The organism is Streptomyces sp. NPDC019396 (assembly GCF_040632375.1).
GTDB lineage: Bacteria > Actinomycetota > Actinomycetes > Streptomycetales > Streptomycetaceae > Streptomyces.
In genome coordinates this window covers 124,652-145,667 of the sequence record NZ_JBEYBS010000018.1, presented here as the reverse complement: position 1 = coordinate 145,667, position 21,016 = coordinate 124,652, and the positions used below count along the sequence as shown (strand labels likewise).

General features: G+C 69.8%; 20 protein-coding genes. 7 read left to right on the top strand and 13 right to left on the bottom strand.

Annotation, left to right across the window (positions count from 1 at the left end):
* The first annotated feature begins 103 nt into the window (after positions 1-103).
* Genes ABZ532_RS21540 through ABZ532_RS21525 form a run of 4 tightly spaced genes read left to right on the top strand, consistent with a single transcriptional unit; the run spans position 104 to position 3,688 of the window.
* The gene (locus ABZ532_RS21540; protein WP_361285899.1) at positions 104-1,024 is read left to right on the top strand and encodes an ABC transporter ATP-binding protein; all 921 of its coding nucleotides are present in this window, start codon (positions 104-106) and stop codon (positions 1,022-1,024) included.
* Positions 1,021-1,872: an ABC transporter permease gene (locus tag ABZ532_RS21535; RefSeq protein ID WP_361285896.1), complete on the top strand. Its 852-nt coding sequence runs from the start codon at positions 1,021-1,023 to the stop codon at positions 1,870-1,872. Before ABZ532_RS21540 ends, ABZ532_RS21535 begins: the two co-directional genes overlap by 4 nt.
* Positions 1,830-3,071 carry a sensor histidine kinase gene (locus tag ABZ532_RS21530; RefSeq protein WP_361285893.1) on the top strand — a complete coding sequence of 414 codons (1,242 nt, stop codon included), beginning with the start codon at positions 1,830-1,832 and terminating at the stop codon, positions 3,069-3,071. The genes ABZ532_RS21535 and ABZ532_RS21530 overlap by 43 nt, the downstream gene beginning before the upstream one ends.
* Complete coding sequence (locus ABZ532_RS21525) at positions 3,068-3,688, top strand: response regulator transcription factor (protein ID WP_361285890.1); 621 nt, start codon at positions 3,068-3,070, stop codon at positions 3,686-3,688. The genes ABZ532_RS21530 and ABZ532_RS21525 overlap by 4 nt, the downstream gene beginning before the upstream one ends.
* A 68-nt stretch (positions 3,689-3,756) precedes the next feature.
* On the opposite strand, the gene hisS is transcribed toward ABZ532_RS21525, so the two are convergent.
* Both hisS and ABZ532_RS21515 read right to left on the bottom strand, forming a co-directional pair.
* The gene (gene hisS, locus ABZ532_RS21520) at positions 3,757-5,019 is read right to left on the bottom strand and encodes a histidine--tRNA ligase (RefSeq protein WP_361285887.1); all 1,263 of its coding nucleotides are present in this window, start codon (positions 5,017-5,019) and stop codon (positions 3,757-3,759) included.
* 11 nt (positions 5,020-5,030) lie between these two features.
* The gene (locus tag ABZ532_RS21515; RefSeq protein ID WP_361285884.1) at positions 5,031-5,744 is read right to left on the bottom strand and encodes an MBL fold metallo-hydrolase; all 714 of its coding nucleotides are present in this window, start codon (positions 5,742-5,744) and stop codon (positions 5,031-5,033) included.
* A gap of 237 nt (positions 5,745-5,981) precedes the next feature.
* On the opposite strand from ABZ532_RS21515, the gene ABZ532_RS21510 reads away from it, so the two are divergent.
* Positions 5,982-6,779: a peptidylprolyl isomerase gene (locus ABZ532_RS21510; protein WP_361285881.1), complete on the top strand. Its 798-nt coding sequence runs from the start codon at positions 5,982-5,984 to the stop codon at positions 6,777-6,779.
* 173 nt (positions 6,780-6,952) lie between these two features.
* Positions 6,953-8,182 (top strand): DUF349 domain-containing protein, encoded by a 1,230-nt coding sequence (locus ABZ532_RS21505; protein ID WP_361285878.1) that lies wholly within the window; start codon positions 6,953-6,955, stop codon positions 8,180-8,182.
* A gap of 168 nt (positions 8,183-8,350) precedes the next feature.
* Here ABZ532_RS21505 and ABZ532_RS21500 read toward each other — a convergent pair whose 3' ends face one another.
* The 11 genes from ABZ532_RS21500 to pdxS all read right to left on the bottom strand — a co-directional run bounded on the left by ABZ532_RS21500 (position 8,351) and on the right by pdxS (position 19,988).
* Positions 8,351-10,855 carry a bifunctional (p)ppGpp synthetase/guanosine-3',5'-bis(diphosphate) 3'-pyrophosphohydrolase gene (locus ABZ532_RS21500; protein ID WP_361285875.1) on the bottom strand — a complete coding sequence of 835 codons (2,505 nt, stop codon included), beginning with the start codon at positions 10,853-10,855 and terminating at the stop codon, positions 8,351-8,353.
* A gap of 167 nt (positions 10,856-11,022) precedes the next feature.
* Positions 11,023-11,565 (bottom strand): adenine phosphoribosyltransferase, encoded by a 543-nt coding sequence (locus tag ABZ532_RS21495; RefSeq protein ID WP_361285872.1) that lies wholly within the window; start codon positions 11,563-11,565, stop codon positions 11,023-11,025.
* A complete protein-coding gene (gene secF / locus ABZ532_RS21490) occupies positions 11,562-12,674 on the bottom strand; it encodes a protein translocase subunit SecF (protein WP_361285869.1) in 1,113 nt (370 codons plus the stop codon). Before secF ends, ABZ532_RS21495 begins: the two co-directional genes overlap by 4 nt.
* Position 12,675: 1 nt before the next feature.
* Entirely contained in the window at positions 12,676-14,451 is a 1,776-nt protein-coding gene (gene secD, locus ABZ532_RS21485) for a protein translocase subunit SecD (RefSeq protein WP_361285866.1), read from the bottom strand.
* Between the two features lie 147 nt (positions 14,452-14,598).
* Entirely contained in the window at positions 14,599-15,090 is a 492-nt protein-coding gene (gene yajC / locus ABZ532_RS21480) for a preprotein translocase subunit YajC (RefSeq protein ID WP_361285863.1), read from the bottom strand.
* Positions 15,091-15,258: 168 nt separating this feature from the next.
* Positions 15,259-16,335 carry a Holliday junction branch migration DNA helicase RuvB gene (ruvB, locus tag ABZ532_RS21475; RefSeq protein ID WP_361285858.1) on the bottom strand — a complete coding sequence of 359 codons (1,077 nt, stop codon included), beginning with the start codon at positions 16,333-16,335 and terminating at the stop codon, positions 15,259-15,261.
* Positions 16,336-16,358: 23 nt separating this feature from the next.
* Positions 16,359-16,970 carry a Holliday junction branch migration protein RuvA gene (gene ruvA, locus ABZ532_RS21470; RefSeq protein ID WP_361285855.1) on the bottom strand — a complete coding sequence of 204 codons (612 nt, stop codon included), beginning with the start codon at positions 16,968-16,970 and terminating at the stop codon, positions 16,359-16,361.
* The gene (ruvC, locus tag ABZ532_RS21465; protein ID WP_361285852.1) at positions 16,967-17,500 is read right to left on the bottom strand and encodes a crossover junction endodeoxyribonuclease RuvC; all 534 of its coding nucleotides are present in this window, start codon (positions 17,498-17,500) and stop codon (positions 16,967-16,969) included. Before ruvC ends, ruvA begins: the two co-directional genes overlap by 4 nt.
* A 118-nt stretch (positions 17,501-17,618) precedes the next feature.
* The gene (locus ABZ532_RS21460) at positions 17,619-18,371 is read right to left on the bottom strand and encodes a YebC/PmpR family DNA-binding transcriptional regulator (RefSeq protein ID WP_361285849.1); all 753 of its coding nucleotides are present in this window, start codon (positions 18,369-18,371) and stop codon (positions 17,619-17,621) included.
* A 63-nt stretch (positions 18,372-18,434) separates the two neighbouring features.
* Positions 18,435-19,055, bottom strand: a complete 621-nt coding sequence (gene pdxT, locus ABZ532_RS21455; protein ID WP_361285846.1) for a pyridoxal 5'-phosphate synthase glutaminase subunit PdxT — start codon at positions 19,053-19,055, stop codon at positions 18,435-18,437.
* A 6-nt stretch (positions 19,056-19,061) separates the two neighbouring features.
* Positions 19,062-19,988, bottom strand: coding sequence for a pyridoxal 5'-phosphate synthase lyase subunit PdxS (gene pdxS, locus ABZ532_RS21450; protein ID WP_361285843.1), 927 nt, complete (start codon positions 19,986-19,988; stop codon positions 19,062-19,064).
* A 307-nt stretch (positions 19,989-20,295) separates the two neighbouring features.
* On the opposite strand from pdxS, the gene ABZ532_RS21445 reads away from it, so the two are divergent.
* Positions 20,296-20,838 carry a hypothetical protein gene (locus ABZ532_RS21445; RefSeq protein ID WP_361285840.1) on the top strand — a complete coding sequence of 181 codons (543 nt, stop codon included), beginning with the start codon at positions 20,296-20,298 and terminating at the stop codon, positions 20,836-20,838.
* The last annotated feature ends 178 nt before the right edge of the window (positions 20,839-21,016 follow it).

Here is a 21,016-nt window from a genome sequence, read left to right as displayed (position 1 = left end):
ACGGTCATTCTGCCGCACCCCTGCCGGTGTCCACCGTTCGATGGACATAAGGACGTACGCCCGGGGGGCCCGGTGGCCTGGGTTCCGCACGAGTCTTGACGTCATGACGACAACGGCAGTGGAAGTGCGCGGGCTTCGCAAACAGTACGGCGAGGTCACCGCGCTGGACGGCCTGGACCTCTCGATCACGCGGGGCGAGGTCTTCGGTCTGCTGGGGCACAACGGAGCGGGCAAGAGCACGACCGTGGAGATCCTCCAGGGTTACCGCGACCGGGACGGCGGCGATGTCCAGGTCCTCGGCGCGGACCCCGCCAGGGCGGGCCGCGCCTGGCGGGCGAAGGTGGGCGTCGTCTGGCAGGACGAGTCAACTCCCGCCGAGCTGACCGTCCGCGAGACCGTGGAGCACTTCGCGCGCTACTACCCCGCACCCCGCGACCCGGCCCAGGTGATCCGTCTCGTGGGCCTGGAGAACAAGGCGGACGCGCGGACCAGAGGACTGTCCGGCGGACAGCGGCGCAGGCTCGACGTGGCGCTCGGAGTGATCGGCGACCCGGAACTCCTGCTGCTCGACGAGCCCACCACGGGCTTCGACCCGGCGGCCCGCAGGCGGTTCTGGGAACTGATCCAGCAGCTCGCCGAGGAGGGCACCACGATCCTGCTCACCACGCACTACCTGGAGGAGGCCGAGACCCTCGCCGACCGTCTCGCCATCGTGAACCGGGGCAAGATCGTCGCCGAGGGCTCGCCCGCAGGACTGCGCGCCCGCTTCGGCAACGGCGCCACCGTCGCCTGGACCGAGACGGACGGCACTCCACGCAGTGCCGCCACGGACACCCCGACCCGCACCGTCGCCGAGCTGATGAGCCGCTTCGACGGCGAGGTCCCCGGTCTGACGGTCAGCCGTCCCACCCTCGAGGACGTGTATCTGCGCCTCACCGAACAGCACGGCGCCCACGATGCCGACGGCACCGGCCGGCTCGACGCCGGCCATGACTCCCAGCTGACCGAGGACGACGCCCGATGAGCACCGATACCGCCTCCACCACACCCGCCGTCCGGCAGAGCACCGCCTCCGTGCCCGGCGCCTGGGCACTCGGCCTGAGCCGCGGGGTGCTGGAACTGAAGCAGTTCATCCGCAAGCGGGACGCGGTGATCTTCACCTTCGCCTTCCCGGTCGTCTTCCTGGTGCTCTTCGCCTCGATCTTCAGCGACGACGTGCCGGAGGCCGGGGTGAGCGCGTCCCAGCTCTACGCGGCCGGCATGGTCGCGGCGGGCATCATGTCCACGAGTTTCCAGTCACTCGGCATCTCGATCGCGATCGAACGGGACGAGAAGGTGCTGCGGCGGCTGCGGGGCACGCCGATGCCGCCCGCCGCGTACTTCCTCGGCAAGGTGTGGATGGTGCTGGTCACCGGAATCGCGGAGACCGCGGTGCTGCTGCTGGTGGGCGCGACGCTGTTCGACCTCGATCTGCCCACCACGGCCGCGAAGTGGCTCGCGTTCGGCTGGATCTTCGTCCTCGGTATCACCGGGTGTGCGCTGCTGGGCATCGCGATCAGCAGCCTGCCGCGGTCCGGCAGCACCGCCAGCTCCGTGGTCGTACTGCCCTTCCTGATCCTCCAGTTCATCTCGGGGGTGTACATCCCGGTCGGCACCATCCCGTCCTGGCTGCTGGACATCAGCTCGTTCTTCCCGCTCAAGTGGATGTGCCAGGGCTTCCGTGGAATCTTCCTGCCCGAGTCCGCGGCCGTGCTCGAACCGGGCGGGGGCTGGGAGTTCGGCAGGATCGCGCTGGTGCTCGGTGCCTGGTGCGTCGGAGGATTGGTCCTGTGTCTGCTGACCTTCAGGTGGAAGAGCCGCCGCGACGGATGACGATGCCCATGACCAGGCGCGGGGCGCGCGACACCCACATCTGGGATCGCACGTCCCGCACCTGGGACTTCTACTACGCCGCGGTGTGGCTGGCGACCATGACCGGCGTCTACGGCGCCGGCTCTCCCGGACTGCGCTACCGGATCGCCGCCCTTGTCCTTCTCACGCTGATGGTCCCCTGGTACCTGCTGGCGGGCCGGCCGCGGATGCTCAGCCCCGCCCCCGACGACGACACGGCGGCGGTGCTGTACCTGGCCGGGGTGGTGCTGCTGTTCCTGGTGCCCGCCTCCCTGGTCGGCGAGACGCGGGTGGGTACCTTCGCCCTCGCACCGCAGTGCTTCATGCTGCTGTCCCCTCGCCGTGCGATGGGGTGGCTGGCGGTCATCAACCTCGTACCGGTGGCGGGCTGGTCGCTCTTCTGGCGGCCGCCTGTCCATCTGGTGGTGTTCAACGTCCTGTTCGCGATCGTCAGCCTCGCCTTCTCCGGCTTCTTCGGGGTCTGGATCGACCGGATCATCACCCAGAGCAGGGAACGGGCCTCGCTCATCGCCGAGCTGGAGGCCAGCCGCGGGGAAGTGGCCCGGCTCTCGGCGGAGCGCGGAGCCCTCACCGAAAGGGAAAGGATGTCCCGGGAGATCCACGACACACTGGCCCAGGGCTTCACGAGCCTGCTGATGCTGGTCCAGGCGGTGCAGTCGGAACTCGGCACCGACCCGGCGCAGGCACGCAAGCACCTCGAACTGATGGCAGTGACAGCCCGTCAGAATCTGGCCGAGGCACGAGCCCTGGTCGCCGGGGGCGCGCCCGCCGATCTCGACGGCGGTTCGCTGCCCGACGCGGTGTCCCGGCTCGCCGCCCGGCACGACCCGCCGGCCGCGGTCACGGTGACGGGCGAGGCCCGCCCGCTGCCCGCGGCCCTGGAGGTGGTCGCCCTGCGTACCTGCCAGGAGGCCCTGGCGAACGCGGCGAAGCACGCGGGCCCCGGGGCCGGTGTGGCGCTGTCCCTGGATTACGACGATCATCGACTGACCGTCGCCGTCCGGGACACGGGCCGGGGCTTCGACCCGGCCGTGCCCAGCCAGGGCTACGGACTGCCAGGTCTGCGGGCCCGCGCCGCCGAGGTCGGCGGGACCGCCGAGATCGCCAGCACGCCCGGCGAGGGCACCACGGTCACCGTCACCCTGAGGAGTCGGTCATGATCCGCATCCTGCTCGCGGACGACCACCCGGTCGTCCGGGAGGGCCTGCGCGGGATGCTCAGCGCCGAACCCGGCCTGGAGGTGGTCGGGGAGGCCGCGAACGGACCGCAGGCGGAGGCCCTGGCCGCCGAACTGCGGCCGGACATCGTGCTGATGGATCTGAGGATGCCCGGCGGCGACGGCGTCGACTCCATCGCCCGGATGACGGCGGCGGGCCTGCCCTGCCGGATCGTGGTGCTGACCACGTACGAGTCGGACCGGGACATCCTGCGTGCCGTGGAGGCGGGTGCCGCGGGCTATCTGCTCAAGGACATGGCACGAGCGGAACTCGCCGACGCGGTGCGCGCCGCCGTCCGCGGGGAGACGGTCCTCGCGCCCTCAGTGGCGGCGCGTCTCATGGACCAGTTGCGCACCAGGCCGGAGCGCCCACGGCTGTCGGAGCGTGAGACGGCCGTGCTGCGCCTGGTGGCGGAGGGGGCGACGAACGCGGAGATCGGACGCCGGCTCTACGTCGCCGAGTCGACGGTGAAGACCCATATGCTGCGGATCTTCAACAAGCTGGATGTCACCGACCGCACGGCGGCCGTGACCAGCGCGATGCGTCAGGGGCTGCTCTAAGGCCCGTCCGGGCGGCCTGCTGGACGGGCCGGGTGCGGGCTCGGCCGAGCCCGCACCCGGTAACCGCGTCAGGACAGACGTGACCGGATCTCCGCCACCAGCCTGTCCAGCGCGACGGCGCTCTGCTCTCCGGACTCCATGTCCTTGAGCTGGACCAGGCCGTCGGCGAGGTCCCGCTCGCCCGCGACGATGGTGTAGCGCGCACCGCTGCGGTTCGCGTTCTTCATGGCGCCCTTGAGACCCTTGCCCCCGAAGCTGAAGTCGGCGGCGACACCGGCCTTGCGCAGCTCGGTGACGACGCGGAACAGGACGCGCCGCGCCTCGTCGCCGAGCGGGACGGCGAACACGCTGGTGGACGAGGGGAGTTCAAGCTCGATGCCCTCGGCCTCCAGCGCCAGGACCGTACGGTCCACGCCGAGCGCCCAGCCGACGGACGGCAGCGCAGGACCGCCGATCATCTCGGACAGCCCGTCGTAGCGGCCACCGCCGCCCACCGCCGACTGCGAGCCGAGACCGTCGTGGACGAACTCGAAGGTCGTGCGCGTGTAGTAGTCGAGGCCTCGGACCAGCTTCTCGTCGTCCTCGAAGGCCACGCCCGCGGCCGTCAGCAGCTCGCGTACTTCCTCGTGGTACGCCTTGCACGCGTCGCACAGGTAGTCACGCAGCAGCGGCGCGCCGACGAGCTGTTTCTGGACCGACTCACGCTTGTCGTCGAGCACCCGCAGCGGGTTGATGTCGACACGGCGGCGGGTGTCCTCGTCCAGGTCGAGCCCGCGCAGGAATCCCTGAAGGGCCTCCCGGTAGACCGGACGGCACTCCTTGTCGCCGAGCGAGTTCAACAGGATCCGGAAGTCGCTGAGCCCGAGCGAGCGGTAGGCCTGGTCGGCCAGGATGATCAGCTCGGCGTCGAGTGCCGGGTCCTCGGCACCGATCGCCTCGGCGCCGACCTGCGAGAAGTGCCTGTAGCGGCCCTTCTGCGGGCGCTCGTAGCGGTAGTACGAGCCCGAGTACCAGAGCTTGACCGGGAGGTTGCCGGTCTTGTGGAGGTTGGCCTCCAGCGCCGCGCGCAGCACGGACGCGGTGCCCTCGGGGCGCAGGGCCAGCTTGTCGCCGCCCTTGGTCTCGAAGGCGTACATCTCCTTGGTCACGATGTCGGTGGACTCACCGACGCCGCGGGCGAACAGCTCGACGTTCTCGAATCCAGGGGTCTCGACGTAGCCGTAGCCGGAGCTCCGCAGCGGGGCGGCGATCGCCTCGCGCACCGCCAGGTACTTCGCGGAGTCCGGCGGGGTCAGGTCGTAGGTGCCCTTGGGGGCCTGGAAGGTACTCACGGAAGGTCTCGTCACATTCCTCGTCGGGGAGCGGCGGTGCCACCGTCTCCCTGGCCGGCGGCCACCTCCCGCAGATACGGGTTGGTGGCGCGTTCGCGGCCGATGGTCGTCTGGGGGCCGTGACCGGACAGCACCACGGTCGAGTCCTCGAGCGGCAGGCACACGCGGGCCAGCGAGTCGAGCATCTCGGCCATGTCACCGCCGGGCAGGTCGGTGCGTCCGATGGAGCCGGCGAAGAGCAGATCGCCCGAGAAGAAGACCGGCGGGATGTCCGCGGCCTCGGGCAGGCTGAAGGTCACCGACCCCTTGGTATGGCCGGGCGCGTGCTTCACGGTCAGCTCCAGACCCGCCAGCTTCAGCGCGGCGCCGTCCGTCAGCTCGCGCACGTCGTCCGGCTCCCCCACGGTGAGGTCGCCCATGAGCGGCATCCCGATGGAGCGGCCGATGGCCTTCCCCGGGTCGCTCATCATGTACCTGTCTGCGGGGTGGATCCACGCCGGTACGTCATGGGCCCCGCACACCGGGACGACGGAGGCGACATGATCGATGTGGCCATGGGTGAGCACGACCGCCACAGGCTTGAGCCGATGCTTCTTGAGCGCTTCCTCGACTCCCTGCGCGGCCTGGTGGCCCGGGTCGATGATCACGCACTCCTCGCCTGCGGCCGGGGCGACCAGATAACAATTGGTCCCCCAGGCTCCTGCGGGGAACCCGGCAATAAGCACGATCGTCCTCACGGTGTCGTCGTCCGACGGGATTGCTGTTGCGGAATGCAGCAGTTCAGAGCCTACCGGCGGTGCTCATTACACAGCCAACCCGTATACGGTACGGGCACGCTCCGCCGGACATCTCGGGCGGGACTCCGTGGGCTCCACACGTGTAGCTCCAACAGCTCCGCATGCTTGTGGCTCCACATGTGATCCACCCACGCACACCTACGCGACCGACAAGGAGAAGACCCGGTGGTCAGCAGCGATCAGCGGCGGCGCCAGCTCGCCAGAGAGAAGTTCGAGCGGCAGCAGCAGCGCCGTGAGGAGGCCCACAAGAAGGCCAGGCGCCGCAACACGATCATCGCGGCGTCACTCGCCGTGGTACTGGCGGCGGGCGCGGCGGTCTACGCCTCGGTCGGGCTGTCGGACAACGGCAACGACAGCGACGCCGCGGCGTCTCCCGAGGATGTCAGCTCGTCCCCGGCGCCGAAGACGGGCAAGAGCGGCTCTGCCGAGCCCAAGATGGCCATCGACCAGAAGGCCTCGTACACGATGTCGCTGAAGTCCAACCAGGGCGACATCAAGGTGACGATGGACGCCGCCAAGACCCCGCACACGGTCAACTCGTTCAAGCAGCTGGCCGACAAGGGCTACTTCGACAACACGAAGTGCCACCGGCTGACCACGGCCGGCATCTTCGTGCTCCAGTGCGGCGACCCCGAGGGCACCGGCACCGGCGGCCCCGGCTACACGATCCCGGACGAGAACCTGACCGCCCTCGGCAAGGCGGGCGCGGACGGCATGGTGACCTACAAGGCGGGCACGGTCGCCATGGCGAACACCGGCCAGCCGAACAGCGGTGGCAGCCAGTTCTTCCTGGTGTACAAGGACAGCAAACTGCCGCCCGGCTACACGCCCTTCGGCACCATCGACGACGCCGGCCTGAACACCGTCGAGGCGGTCGGGGCCGCGGGGGTCGAAGGCGGCGCCTCTGACGGAGCCCCGAAGAAGGCTGTCACCTTGGAGAAGGTGACCGTCGCCAAGGCATGAACAGGCGAATTCGGCGGCGCCGAGTGCGGACAGCCAGGCGGCCGGTCGCCTAGATTGGCGTTGTGCAGTGTGGACCGGGTCCACGCTGTGAGGGACGGGCGAGGCCCGTCCGGGAAACTGTGGACGATGCCCGGGGCCGGAACGCTTCGCAGGCATCATGTGGAGGAGGCGCTGTGAGCAGCGACCCGTGGGGCCGCGTCGACGAGACGGGCACCGTGTACGTGCGGACTTCCGAGGGCGAGCAGGTCGTCGGATCGTGGCAGGCCGGGACTCCCGAGGAGGCACTGGCTTACTTCGAGCGCAAGTACGAGGGCTTGGTTGTCGAGATCGGCCTCCTCGAGAAGCGGGTGAAGACCACCGATCTGTCCGCGAAGGACGCGACGACGGCGATCGAGCACATCCGTCAGCAGGTCGACGAGCATCACGCCGTCGGTGACCTCGAAGCCCTGCGCAAGCGGCTGGACGGGCTGACCGCCACGGTCGAGACGCGCCGTGAGGAGCGCAAGGCGCAGAAGGCCAAACAGACCGACGAGGCGAGGCACTCCAAGGAGGCGCTGGTCGCCGAGGCGGAGGAGCTGGCGCAGAGCGAGCAGTGGCGGTCGGCCGGCGAACGGCTGCGCGCGCTCGTGGACAACTGGAAGGGCCTGCCCCGGCTCGACCGCAAGTCCGACGACGAGCTGTGGCACCGGTTCTCCCATGCGCGCTCGGCGTTCTCCAAGCGCCGCAAGGCGCACTTCGCCTCGCTGGACGCACAGCGGGAGCAGGCCAGGCAGACGAAGGAGCGGCTGGTCGCGGAGGCCGAGTCGCTGTCCGGTTCGTCGGACTGGGGTGCCACAGCGGCGCGCTACCGCGAGCTGATGGCGGACTGGAAGGCGGCGGGCCGTGCCCAGCGTGAGCACGAGGACGACCTGTGGAACCGTTTCCGCGGTGCGCAGGACGTCTTCTTCGCCGCGCGCAGCGGGGTGTTCGCCGAGCGTGACGCGGAGCAGACCGAGAACCTGAAGCTCAAGGAAGAGCTGGCGGCCGAGGCCGAGAAGATCATGCCGGTGACGGACCTGAAGGCCGCGCGTGCCGCCTTCCGGTCCATCAACGAGCGCTGGGAGGCTATCGGCCATGTCCCGCGTGACGCCCGCCCGAAGGTCGAGGGCCGGATGCACGCGGTGGAGCGCGCGATCCAGGAGGCCGAGGAGGCCGAGTGGCGCCGCACCAACCCCGAGGCGCGGGCCCGCGCCGAGGGGCTGACGGGCCAGCTCCAGTCGGCGGTCGACAAGCTGCGCGGTCAGATCGACGCGGCGCGTGCGGCGGGCAACAACGCCAAGGCCGACAAGCTGGCAAAGGAGCTGGAGGGGCGGCAGGCGCTGCTGGACCAGGCCCTGAAGGGGCTCCACGAGTTCGGCGGCTGACGTTTCCGCTTGCGTGAGCGAGCCGGAGGGCCTGGTGGCTGCGTGCCGCCGGGCCCTTCGGCGTTCCGGTGTGCCGCACATCAGGCGGGCGGCCGGGGGGCGTCCTCAGCCTCCCCCGTGCTCGGTCTCGGAAGAGGCCGGTTTTCGGCCGACCCGACAGGCCTGGCCTTATGGGCGCCGCGCCGAGGTGACGCGGTAGACGTCGTAGACGCCCTCCACGCCGCGCACCGCCTTGAGGACGTGGCCCAGGTGCTTGGGGTCGCCCATTTCGAAGGTGAAGCGGGATGTGGCGACCCGGTCACGGGAGGTCTGGACCGCGGCCGAGAGGATGTTGACGTGCTGGTCGGAGAGGACCCGTGTGACGTCCGACAGCAGCCGGGAGCGGTCCAGCGCCTCCACCTGGATGGCGACCAGGAAGACCGAGGACTGCGTGGGCGCCCACTCGACGTCCAGGATCCGCTCGGGCTGCTGCGAGAGCGAGTCCACGTTGACGCAGTCCGCGCGGTGGACCGAGACTCCGCTGCCGCGGGTGACGAAGCCGATGATGGGGTCCCCCGGCACCGGCGTACAGCAGCGGGCGAGCTTGACCCAGACGTCATCGACGCCCTTGACCACGACGCCGGGGTCGGCGTTCGCACGGCGCTTGCGGCCACGGGTACGGGACGGCGGTACGGACTCGGCGATGTCCTCGGTGGCGGCCTCTTCGCCGCCGAGTGCCTGGACGAGCTTCTGGACGACGCCCTGCGCGGCGACATGGCCCTCACCGATCGCCGCGTACAGCGACGAGATGTCGGGGTAGCGCATCTCGTGCGCCAGCGTCACCAGCGAGTCCCCGGTGAGGATGCGCTGGATCGGCAGGTTCTGCTTGCGCATCGCGCGGGCGATCGCGTCCTTGCCCTGCTCGATCGCCTCCTCGCGGCGTTCCTTGGAGAACCAGGCCCGGATCTTGTTCCTGGCGCGCGGTGACTTGACGAAGCCGAGCCAGTCGCGGGACGGGCCCGCGCCCGTGGCCTTGGAGGTGAAGACCTCTACCAGGTCACCGTTGTCCAGGGTGGACTCCAGCGGCACCAGGCGCCCGTTGACCCGGGCTCCTATGGTGCGGTGACCGACCTCGGTGTGGACGGCGTACGCGAAGTCGACCGGGGTCGCGCCCGCGGGCAGCGCTATGACATCGCCCTTGGGGGTGAAGACGAAGACCTCGTTGCGGGACAGGTCGAAGCGCAGCGACTCCAGGAACTCGCCCGGGTCCTCGGTCTCCTTCTGCCAGTCGAGGAGCTGCCGCAGCCACGCCATGTCGTTGAGCGCGTCTTTGTCCTTGCCGCTGACCTTGGGGACATCGGTGCGGACCTTGGAAGCACCGGCCATGGCTTCCTGCTTGTACTTCCAGTGCGCGGCGATGCCGTACTCGGCGCGGCGGTGCATGTCGAAGGTCCGGATCTGGAGTTCGACGGGCTTGCCGTTGGGCCCGATGACCGTCGTGTGCAGCGACTGGTACATGTTGAACTTCGGCATCGCGATGTAGTCCTTGAACCGCCCCGGGACCGGGTTCCAGCGGGCGTGGACGGTGCCGAGCGCCGCGTAACAGTCGCGGACGGTGTCGACGAGGACGCGGATGCCGACCAGGTCGTAGATCTCCGCGAAGTCACGGCCGCGGACGATCATCTTCTGGTAGACGCTGTAGTAGTGCTTGGGGCGGCCGGTGACGGTGGCCTTGATCCGGGCGGCCCGCAGATCGGTCTGGACCTCGTCGGTCACTATGGCGAGGTACTCGTCGCGCTTGGGCGCGCGCTCGGCGACGAGCCGGACGATCTCGTCGTACATCTTGGGGTAGAGGATCGCGAAGGCGAGATCCTCGAGCTCCCACTTGATGGTGTTCATGCCCAGGCGGTGCGCCAGCGGGGCGTAGATCTCGAGGGTCTCGCGGGCCTTCTTCTCCTGCTTCTCCCGCTTGAGGTAGCGCATCGTGCGCATGTTGTGCAGCCGGTCGGCGAGCTTGATGACCAGCACCCGGGGGTCCTTGGCCATGGCGACGACCATCTTGCGCACGGTCTCTGCCTGCGCGGCCTCGCCGAACTTCACCTTGTCCAGCTTGGTCACGCCGTCGACCAGCAGGGCCACCTGGTCGCCGAAGTCGCGGCGCAGGGTGTCCAGGCCGTACTCCGTGTCCTCGACGGTGTCGTGGAGCAGGCCCGCCATGAGAGTCGCCGGGTCCATGCCGAGCTCGGCGAGGATGGTGGTGACGGCCAGGGGATGGGTGATGTACGGGTCGCCGCTCTTGCGCTTCTGACCGCGGTGCCAGCGCTCGGCCACCTGGTAGGCGCTCTCGACCTGGCGCAGCGTCGACGTCTCGATCTTGGGGTCGTTGCTGCGGACGATCCTGAGCAGGGGCTCCAGGACGGGGTTGTAGGCGCTGGAGCGCTGCACCCCGAGCCGGGCAAGCCGGGCGCGGACGCGGTTGGACGAACCGCCCGAACGCGAGGGCGCGGCCGGAGCGGGCTTGGGGGCGGTCACCGGTGCCGGGGCCTGGCTCTTCGCGCTGCCCCAGCCCTCGGCCGGGCGGGGCTGCTCGCTCCGCTCGGGCACGGACTTCTCCTCGGGCGTGGCGGAGTCCGCGACAGCCTGCTCGGCCTGCTGGTCGGACTGCGCGGTGGCGTGCTTGGCCTCGTCTGGCAAGGGCGCTCCTCAAGCGGATCCGGGTCCCCCGGTCAGGCCCGGAAATGCCATGGTATCGATCCCGGGCGACGACCTCGCCCGGGGACCCGGGACTGTCCACAACGTGGAACGGGCACCCGGTGTTCCCGGGTGCCCGTTCTCTGGGGCCGCTGAGCGGCGCGGCGTGCTCAGAGCGTGATCAGACACTCCAGCGGAGCGCCCCGAAGGGCGGGCTCCAGACGGGCGCGCCCGCCGAGGAAGCCCAGCTCCATCAGTATGGCGACGCCCGCGATCTCGGCGCCGGCGCGGCGGATCAGCTCCAGCGACGCTTCCGCGGTTCCGCCGGTGGCGAGCACATCGTCGATGACCATGACGCGGTCGTCCGCGTCGAGGTCCTCGGCGTGCACCTCGATCTCGGCGGAGCCGTACTCCAGGTCGTACGCCTGGGACAGGGTCGCGCCGGGGAGCTTGCCCGCCTTGCGTACGGGGATGAAGCCCATCCCGGCCTTGACGGCGACCGGCGCGGCCAGGATGAAGCCGCGCGCCTCCAAGCCGACGATCTTGGTCGCTCCCTCGCGCACGCACAGCTCGGCGAGGGTGTCGGTGAGCACCGTGAACGCCTTGGGGTCCGCGAGCAGCGGGGTGATGTCCTTGAACAGCACCCCCGGCTTCGGATAGTCCTGCACGTCACGGATACGGCTGAGCAGCAGCTCGCGCGTCGCTCCCGTCATCGGCGCCTTCCCTGCGAGGGACGGCCACGACCGCGGTCGCGCTGGCCCACGACGGCGCTTGCGGCGGGCGCGTTCCGCTCGGTGGATTCACCCTCCGCGCCCTCCGATGAGGTGTCGTCGAGGGACTCGCCCCTGGCCGCGGCAGCGGCGCGCTTGGCGAGGACCCGCTTGCGCAGGGCCTTCATCTGCGGCTCGCGCTCCTTCAGGTCGGCGACCAGCGGAGTGGCGATGAAGATCGACGAGTAGGCACCGGCGGCGAGACCCACGAACAGCGACAGCGAGATGTCGTTGAGCATGCCCGCGCCAAGGAAGCCTCCGCCGATGAAGAGCAGACCGGCGACCGGCAGCAGCGCCACCACGGTGGTGTTGATCGACCGCACCAGGGTGCCGTTGATCGAGCGGTTGGCGATCTCGCTGTATGTCCAGCGGGTCTGCTTGGTGATGTCCTTCGTGCCTTCCTTGAGGCTGTCGAAGACGACCACCGTGTCGTAGAGCGAGTAGCCGAGGATGGTCAGCAGACCGATCACGGTGCCCGGGGTGACCTCGAAGCCGACGAGTGCGTACACACCGACGGTGATGGTGAGGTCGTGGATCAGCGCGACCAGCGCGGCGACCGCCATGCGCCATTCGAAGGCGATCGCCAGATAGATCACCACGAGGAACATGAACACGCCGAGGCCGGTCCACGCCTTGTTGGCGATCTGCTCACCCCAGCTGGGGCCGACCACCTCGTCGTTGATCTCGTCCGCTGGGACCTTCAGCTCCTTGGCGATCGCGTCGCCGACCTGCCCTGCCTTGGCGCCGTCCACCTCGCTGACCTGGATGCGCATGCTGCCGTTGCCGAGCTTCTGCACGATCGCGGGGTGCCCCGACGCCTCCTGGGCGGCTTCCTGGGCCTGGGTGACCGAGATCGAGGACGCCTTCTCCACGGTGAAGACGGCACCGCCCTTGAACTCGATGCCCATGTTGAGACCCCGCACCGCCAGGCCGACGATGGCCGTGATGGTGATCAGGATCGAGACGCCGTACCAGATCTTCCGCTTGCCGTAGAAGTCATAGCCGACTTCGCCGCGGTAGAGCCGGGCGCCGAGAGTTCCGAGTCGCGACATCTCACGCCTCCTTCGGGTCGACGGGGGCGGAGGTACGCCGGGTGCGGCGCAGCGGGGGCTTGGCGCCCAGCCGCTTCGGGTCGAGACCGGACCACGGGTGGCCGCTCGCGAAGAACTTGGTACGGGCCAGCAGCGTCATGAGCGGCTTCGTGAAGAAGAACACCACGACGACGTCGAGCACGGTGGTCAGACCGAGGGTGAACGCGAAGCCCTGGACCTTGCCGACGGTGACGATGAAGAGCACCGCGGCGGCGAGGAACGACACGAAGTCGGAGACCAGGATGGTGCGCCGGGCACGCGGCCAGGCACGCTCGACGGCCGGACGCAGGGTGCGGCCTTCGCGGATCTCGTCACGGATGCGTTCGAAGTACACGATGAACGAGTCCGCGGTGATACCGATGGCGACGATTGCGCCGCAGACCGCGGGCAGGTTCAGCGCGAAGCCGATGGCCGGGCCGAGCAACGACATCAGCGTGTAGGTCAGGATTCCCGAGACCAGCAGGCTGAGCAGGGCGACGATCGACAGACCGCGGTAGTACGCCAGCAGGTAGATCACGACCAGCGCGAGGCCGATGGCACCCGCGAGGAGACCGGCCTTGAGCTGCTCACCGCCGAGCGCGGGGCTCACGGTGGTGACGGTCTCGGTCTTGAACGTCAGCGGGAGTGCGCCGTAGCTCAGGATGTTCCCCAGGTCCTGGGCGGACTGCTGGGTGAAGTTTCCGGTGATCTCCGCGGAACCGCTCAGCGTGGAGCTGACCGACGGGGCCGAGACCACGTTGTTGTCCAGCACGATGGCGAACTGGTTCATCGGCGGCTGCTGCTGCGACAGCTTGCCGGTGATCGCCGCGAACTTCTTCGAGCCGGCGCTCGTGAAGTCCATGGTGACCTTCCAGATGCCACGCTGCGGGTCGAGCACGCCCGCGGCGCTGTCGACGTCCTTGCCGTCGACCTCTGCCGGGCCCAGCAGGTACTTCTCCCACTGGCCCGCGCCGTTCTCGCCGCAGGCCACGATGGTGTCCTTGTCCGTGGTGCCCTTGGCGACGTTGGCGCGCTGAGCAGGGACCAGGCAGTTCAGCTCGGTGAACTTCTTCTGGAGCGCGGCGTCCGAGGGGGACGGCGTCGGGGGCGCGCTGGGCGTGGCCCCCGGCTTGCCCGAGGGCACGGTGGACGGCTTGGCCGCGGGAGCGCTCGGGCCCGGCGACGGGGCCTTCAGCGCGTCGGTCACCGCGCGGCCCTGGGTGCTGGCACTGGGCGCGCCGGAAGGGGTGGTCGCCTTGGGCGCGCCGTTGCCTGCCTTCGCCGATGGCGTGGCGCTGGGCTTGGTGCTCGGGGCGCCGCTCTTGGCGGGCTCAGGCGTCGTCGGTGCCCCGGCGGCCACGGCCAGGACCGGGCGGAAGTACAGCAGGGCGGTCGTGCCCACCTGCTTCTGCGCCTGCTCCGAGTTCGTGCCCTTGGGGATGTTGACGATGATGTTCCGGTCGCCCTGGGTCTGTACCTCGGCTTCGGACACACCCAGACCGTTGACGCGGCGGTCGATGATCCCGACCGCGGTGTTCATGTTGGTCGGGTTGATCGCGCTTTCCTTGCCGGCGTCCGGCTCGGCCTTGAGCGTGATCGTCGTGCCGCCGGCGAGGTCGATGCCGAGGCGGGGAGTCGTCTCCCCGGACCAGAACATCCCGCCGACCAGAGCGGCCATGGCGATCAGGAGCATCGCCAGGGTGCGCCCTGGCTTTCCCTGACCGGAGGGCGCCTTTCGGCCCTTCTTCGGTGCTGCCACCTTCTCGATTCTCCCTGTCCAACCGCTGCGCGCCGAGTGTGCGACGGAGCGGCCACGAAGTGTAGTGGGGACCTGCCCCCGCAGTGGTCGGCACGAACCGGGGACCGCAGGCTGCGCATCTTGCGCGCCGCGGTCCCCCGGTCGCTGCTACTTCGCGTCGGTGTCGCCGTCGGTCTTCTTCGCGTCGTCCTCGGCGGCGTCCTTGGCTTCGGGCGTGGAAGCGGCGTCGTCCGCCTCGTCCTTCTTGCCCAGGTCGATCTTGCCATCCTCGGCGTGGTCGTCGTCGCCAGGGGCGCCGGTGAGCGAGGAAGCGTCGTCCGGCACGATCGGCGTGTCACTCTTCAGGGCTTCGTCCCCGTCGCCGTGCACGATCCGGTTGTACTCCGCGTCGTCGAGGACGGCGCCGATCGCGTTCTTGGCGAACATCAGGTGGACGCCGGGCGCGGCCTCGAGGAGGACCGTGTCGTCGTTGACCTCCTTGACGGTCGCGTACAGCCCACCGATGGTCCGCACTCCGGTACCGGGCTGCATCTGGTTGCGCATCGATGCCGCCTGCTGCTGCTTCTTCTTGGCAGAGCGGGTCATCAGGAACATGGCCCCGATGAGCACGATGAAGGGGAGGAGGGTCACGATATTCACGGGACGGAATTCCTTCGCACGACCGCGCTGCGTTGCGGCCTGGTCTACGGGGGTGGGCAGCCGACCGTGACAGACAGGTCGGCATCGGCGGAGTCTAAGCGAGTCCGCATCGATGGAACAACGCCCAGCATGGCACCGTCGTTCCCCGCCCGGCGACCCTCCGCGCCGTCAGGCGCCGAACAGACCCTGCTGCCCACCGGCGCCGTGCTGCGGAGGTACGAGCCCCAGATGCGCCCAGGCCGCGGGGGTGGCTACGCGTCCTCGCGGGGTGCGGGCGAGCAGGCCTTCCCGTACGAGGAAGGGCTCGGCGACCTCCTCGACCGTTTCGCGCTCCTCCCCCACGGCCACGGCCAGGGTGGACAGACCGACCGGTCCGCCGCCGAACAGCTTGAGCAGGGCCTGGAGCACCGCACGGTCCAGCCGGTCGAGCCCTCGGCCGTCGACCTCGTACACCGCGAGCGCTGCGGCGGCGATCTCCCGGGTGATCCGGCCATCGGCCTTGACCTGCGTAAAGTCCCTGACCCGACGCAGCAGCCGGTTGGCGATGCGGGGCGTGCCACGGGAACGGCCGGCGATCTCGGCGGCGCCTTCCGTGTCGATGACCACATCGAGGAGCTGGGAGGACCGGTGGATGACGCGCTGGAGCTCGGCCGGCTCGTAGAACTCCATGTGGGCGGTGAAACCGAAGCGGTCACGCAGCGGTGGGGGCAGCAGTCCTGCCCTGGTGGTGGCACCGACCAGGGTGAACGGTGGCAGCTCCAGGGGGATCGCGGTGGCGCCCGGGCCCTTGCCGACGATGACGTCGACCCGGAAGTCCTCCATGGCCATGTAGAGCATTTCCTCGGCGGGCCGGGACATCCGGTGGATCTCGTCGAGGAACAGCACCTCGCCCTCTTGCAGGGACGACAGGATGGCGGCGAGATCACCCGCGTGCTGGATGGCGGGGCCGCTGGTGATCCTGATGGGGGCGCCCATCTCGGCGGCGATGATCATGGAGAGGGTGGTCTTGCCGAGGCCCGGCGCCCCGGAGAGCAGCACATGGTCGGCGGTGGCGCCGCGGGCCAGTGCCGCCTTCAGGACCAGGTCGAGCTGCTCCCGCACCCGCTCCTGGCCCACGAACTCGTCCAGCGACTTGGGGCGCAGGGCGGCTTCGACGGCCTGGTCCTCGCCGTCGGCGGACGCGCCGACGAGCCGCGCCTCGGTGCCTTCGTCGGTCGGCGATGCGGTGTCGTCGTCCCAGTTCACAGTGGATCGCCTCGGGTGTGGTGTCAGCGGGTGCGGTTGAGGGTCTGGAGGGCGGCCTTGAGCAGCCGACCGATCTGCGGCGGGCCGTCCGCGGCCTCCGCGAGGGGGGTGACGGCGGTGACGGCCTCGTCGGCCTCGCGGGTGGCGTAGCCGAGGCCGATCAGCGCGGCGTGGAGCTGGTCGCCCCAGGACTGGGTGACGGGTGCGCCGATGGCGCGGGAGGCGGAGCCGATGGGCTCGCCGAGCCGGTCCTTGAGCTCCAGGAGCAACTTCTGGGCGCCCTTCTTACCGATGCCCGGCACTGCGGTGAGTGCCTTCTCGTCGCCCGTGGCCACCGCGCGGCGCAGCGCGTCCGGGCTGTGCACGGCCAGCATCGCCTGGGCGAGGCGCGGGCCCACGCCGCTGGCGGTCTGGAGCAGTTCGAAGACCTGCCGCTCGTCGTCATCGGCGAAGCCGTACAGCGTCAGCGAGTCTTCGCGCACGACCAACGACGTTGCCAGCGTGGCCTCCTGACCGACCCTCAGTCCGGCAAGTGTGTTGGGTGTGCACTGCACCGCCATGCCGACGCCGCCGACCTCGATCACGGCCGTCGTCGGGGCGAGAGCGGCCACGGGGCCTCTCACAAAGGCGATCATTCGCTGCGGCCTTTCCTTGCGTGGTGTGCGGCGACCGCCTGCTGGAGGCGGTTCTGCGCGGGGGCGCGCCAGATGTGGCAGATGGCGAGGGCCAGCGCGTCCGCGGCGTCGGCCGGCTTCGGCGGTGCGTCAAGTCGCAGCAGCCGGGTCACCATGGCACCGACCTGCGCCTTGTCGGCACGGCCGCTGCCGGTGACGGCGGCCTTGACCTCGCTGGGCGTGTGCAGCACGACGGGCAGTCCGCGGCGGGCGGCGCAGAGCATGGCGACGGCGCTGGCCTGGGCCGTGCCCATCACCGTGCGCACGTTGTGCTGGCTGAACACCCGCTCCACGGCGACCAGTTCGGGTCGGTGAGCGTCCAGCCACTCCTCGATGCCCCGCTCGATGGCGACAAGGCGGTGGCTGGTGTCCGCATCGGCCGGGGTGCGCACCACACCGACACCGAGCATGGTCAGCGGGCGCCCCGCGACGCCCTCGACGACGCCGATACCGCAACGGGTCAGCCCCGGGTCCACCCCCAGCACTCGCACACGTCACCCCCTTTGAGCCAACTGTTCGTGCAGGCTATCGGCTCGCACTGACAACGCCCCGCAACGCGACGGGCCGACGGGGGCGTGCGTCCCCGTCGGCCCGTCGTACGAAGCGGGATCAGGCGTCGACCTTCTCCATGACATCGTCCGAGACATCGAAGTTGGCGAAGACGTTCTGCACGTCGTCGCTGTCCTCCAGCGCGTCGATCAGCTTGAAGATCTTGCGCGCGCCGTCCTCGTCCAGCTCCACCTGCATGGTCGGGACGAAGTTGGCCTCGGCCGAGTCGTAGTCGATACCGGCCTCCTGGAGCGCGGTGCGCACCGCGACCAGGTCGGTGGCCTCACTGATGACCTCGAAGCTCTCGCCGAGGTCGTTGACCTCCTCGGCACCGGCGTCCAGCACCGCGCCGAGTACGTCGTCCTCGCTCAGCTCGCCCTTCGGGAGGACGATGACACCCTTGCGGTTGAACAGGTACGACACCGAGCCGGGGTCGGCCATCGAGCCGCCGTTGCGGGTCATGGCGACACGCACGTCGGACGCGGCGCGGTTGCGGTTGTCGGTGAGGCACTCGATGAGCACCGCGACACCGTTCGGACCGTAGCCCTCGTACATGATCGTCTCGTAGTCGGCGCCACCCGCCTCAAGACCGGCGCCGCGCTTGACCGCGGAGTCGATGTTCTTGTTCGGCACCGACTGCTTCTTCGCCTTCTGGATGGCGTCGAAGAGCGTGGGGTTGCCTTCCACGTCGGAGCCACCGGTGCGGGCCGCGACCTCGATGTTCTTGATCAGCTTCGCGAAGAGCTTGCCGCGCTTGGCGTCGATCACGGCCTTCTTGTGCTTCGTCGTGGCCCATTTAGAGTGGCCGGACATCTGCCTGTCTCCTTCGCGTAACCAATCTCTGCTGCGTTCGCCTGTGATCCTACCGGGACCAGGTCACTGCGCGGAGCGCACCATGTCGACGAACAGCGCGTGGACGCGGTGGTCACCGGTCAGCTCCGGGTGGAACGAAGTGGCCAGCGCGTTCCCCTGCCGTACGGCGACGATATGGCCGCCGTGCTCGGCGAGCACCTCGGCCTCGGCACCGACGGACTCGACCCACGGCGCGCGGATGAAGACGCCTTCCACGGGGCCGTCTTCGACACCCTTGACGTCGACCGCGGACTCGAAGGACTCGTTCTGGCGGCCGAAGGCGTTGCGGCGCACGATCATGTCGATACCGCCGATGGTCTCCTGGCCCGAGCGCGGGTCGAGGATCTTCTCGGCGAGCAGGATCAGGCCCGCGCAGGTGCCGTAGACCGGCATGCCCGCGCGCACGCGCTCACGCAGCGGCTCCATCAGTCCGAAGAGATGGGCCAGCTTGGAGATGGTGGTGGACTCACCGCCGGGGATGACGAGACCGTCGACCTCGGCGAGCTCCTCGGGGCGCCGGACCGGCCTGGCCACGGCATCCGCCGCGGCCAGGGCGATCAGGTGCTCCCGTACGTCGCCCTGGAGGGCCAGGACACCGACCAGTGGGGGCGCCACCGCCGGCGAAGGCGGGGGGAGGGTGCTCATCAGTGGTTACCAGCCGCGGTTGGCGTAGCGCTCGGTCTCGGGGAGGGTGTCGCAGTTGATGCCGACCATGGCCTCGCCCAGGTTGCGGGAGGCCTCCGCGATGATCTTCGGGTCGTCGTAGAAGGTGGTGGCCTTCACGATGGCCGCGGCGCGCTTTGCCGGGTCGCCCGACTTGAAGATGCCGGATCCGACGAAGACGCCCTCGGCACCGAGCTGGCGCATCAGCGCGGCGTCGGCGGGGGTGGCGACACCGCCGGCGGAGAACAGCACGACCGGCAGCTTGCCGAGCTCGGCGACCTCCTTGACCAGCTCGTACGGGGCACGCAGGTCCTTGGCGGCGGCGTACAGCTCGTTGTTGTCGAAGCCGCGCAGCTTGGCGATCTCGTTCTTGATCTGACGCAGGTGGCGCACGGCCTCCACGACGTTGCCGGTGCCGGCCTCGCCCTTGGAGCGGATCATGGCCGCACCCTCGGCGATACGGCGCAGGGCCTCACCCAGGTTGGTGGCACCGCAGACGAACGGGGTGGTGAAGGCCCACTTGTCGGAGTGGTTGACCTCGTCGGCCGGGGTCAGCACCTCGGACTCGTCGATGTAGTCGACGCCGAGGGACTGGAGCACCTGGGCCTCGACGAAGTGGCCGATGCGGGACTTGGCCATGACCGGGATGGAGACGGCATCGATGATGCCCTCGATCATGTCGGGGTCCGACATCCGGGCCACGCCGCCGTCCTTGCGGATGTCGGCCGGCACCCGCTCCAGGGCCATGACCGCCACGGCGCCCGCGTCCTCGGCGATCTTCGCCTGCTCCGGGGTGACGACATCCATGATCACGCCGCCCTTGAGCTGCTCGGCCATACCGCGCTTGACGCGGGCGGTGCCGGTCTCGGGGGACTGGGGCGTGGTGGAAAGCGTGCTGGACACGATCGACCTCATTCGGTGACGACGGAGTTGGTGCAGTGGTGCTCCGTCGAGCAAACAGGGCGGGCCCAGGCCACTGCAAGGGCCAATGAGGAGGCTGTGGCTCGTTCTGGGTGGCCACCGGTCGGGTGGCGTCGGCCGGTGCGCGGCACCCCACTGCGCACAGGAGTCCGTCCTCGAACACCCGACGAGCCGCCCTCCGGCCCCCGGCAGGCCGGGCAGCGGGGCGGACAGGCCGGGCAGTCGGACCGGCCCCGTCCCGCAGGCGGCCACGCCCCGGACGGTGCGGGCACACCGGCACTGACCGGTACCCTTGCCCGCCGTGACCGCAACCATGATCTGGATCCTCGTCGCGCTCGTCCTCATCGGGCTCTACCTGAGCTGGACCGCAGGCCGCCTCGACCGCCTGCACGCCAGGATCGACGCCGCCCGCGCCGCGCTCGACGCCCAGTTGCTGCGGCGCGCGTCGGTCACGCAGGAGCTCGCCACTTCCGGAGTGCTCGACCCGGCGTCCTCGATCGTGCTCTACGAGGCCGCCCACGCCGCACGCCAGGCCGACGAGGAGCACCGCGAGGTCGCGGAGAGCGAGCTCAGCCAGGCGCTGCGTGCCGTGTTCGGCGAGACGGAGCAGGTCGAGGCGGTCAGGGAGGCCCCGGGCGGCGACGACGCCGCGAACGAACTCGCGGCGGCCGTGCGACGCGTCCCCATGGCGCGCCGATTCCACAACGACGCCGTCCGCGCCGCCCGCGCGCTGCGCAGGCACCGCAAGGTCCGCTGGTTCCGTCTCGCCGGTCACGCCCCGTTCCCGTTGGCGTTCGAGATGGACGACGAGCCCCCGGTCGCGCTCGCGGACCGTCCTGCCTGATCCGCCAGGGGACGCGGGCAGCGGCCGCTCCACGGTGGCGGGCCTGCTCCGCCCGCCCAGCGACCTGGGGCGTGTTGCGAAAGTCCCGCCTGGCACGCGACTCCCCCAGAGCTTCGCCTGGGAGGTGCCCCCAGCACGCACACTCACTGCGTTGTCGGACTCATCCAAGTACGTCCAG

What these genes read in the sequence shown, in the direction of transcription:
- ABZ532_RS21525 (WP_361285890.1), top strand. Translation starts at nt 3,068, where the DNA reads ATGATCCGCATCCTGCTCGCGGACGACCACCCGGTCGTCCGGGAGGGC.
- ABZ532_RS21535 (WP_361285896.1), top strand. Translation starts at nt 1,021, where the DNA reads ATGAGCACCGATACCGCCTCCACCACACCCGCCGTCCGGCAGAGCACC.
- secF (WP_361285869.1), bottom strand. Translation starts at nt 12,674, where the DNA reads ATGTCGCGACTCGGAACTCTCGGCGCCCGGCTCTACCGCGGCGAAGTC.
- ruvA (WP_361285855.1), bottom strand. Translation starts at nt 16,970, where the DNA reads ATGATCGCCTTTGTGAGAGGCCCCGTGGCCGCTCTCGCCCCGACGACG.
- ABZ532_RS21540 (WP_361285899.1), top strand. Translation starts at nt 104, where the DNA reads ATGACGACAACGGCAGTGGAAGTGCGCGGGCTTCGCAAACAGTACGGC.
- pdxS (WP_361285843.1), bottom strand. Translation starts at nt 19,988, where the DNA reads ATGAGGTCGATCGTGTCCAGCACGCTTTCCACCACGCCCCAGTCCCCC.
- ABZ532_RS21460 (WP_361285849.1), bottom strand. Translation starts at nt 18,371, where the DNA reads ATGTCCGGCCACTCTAAATGGGCCACGACGAAGCACAAGAAGGCCGTG.
- pdxT (WP_361285846.1), bottom strand. Translation starts at nt 19,055, where the DNA reads ATGAGCACCCTCCCCCCGCCTTCGCCGGCGGTGGCGCCCCCACTGGTC.
- ABZ532_RS21495 (WP_361285872.1), bottom strand. Translation starts at nt 11,565, where the DNA reads ATGACGGGAGCGACGCGCGAGCTGCTGCTCAGCCGTATCCGTGACGTG.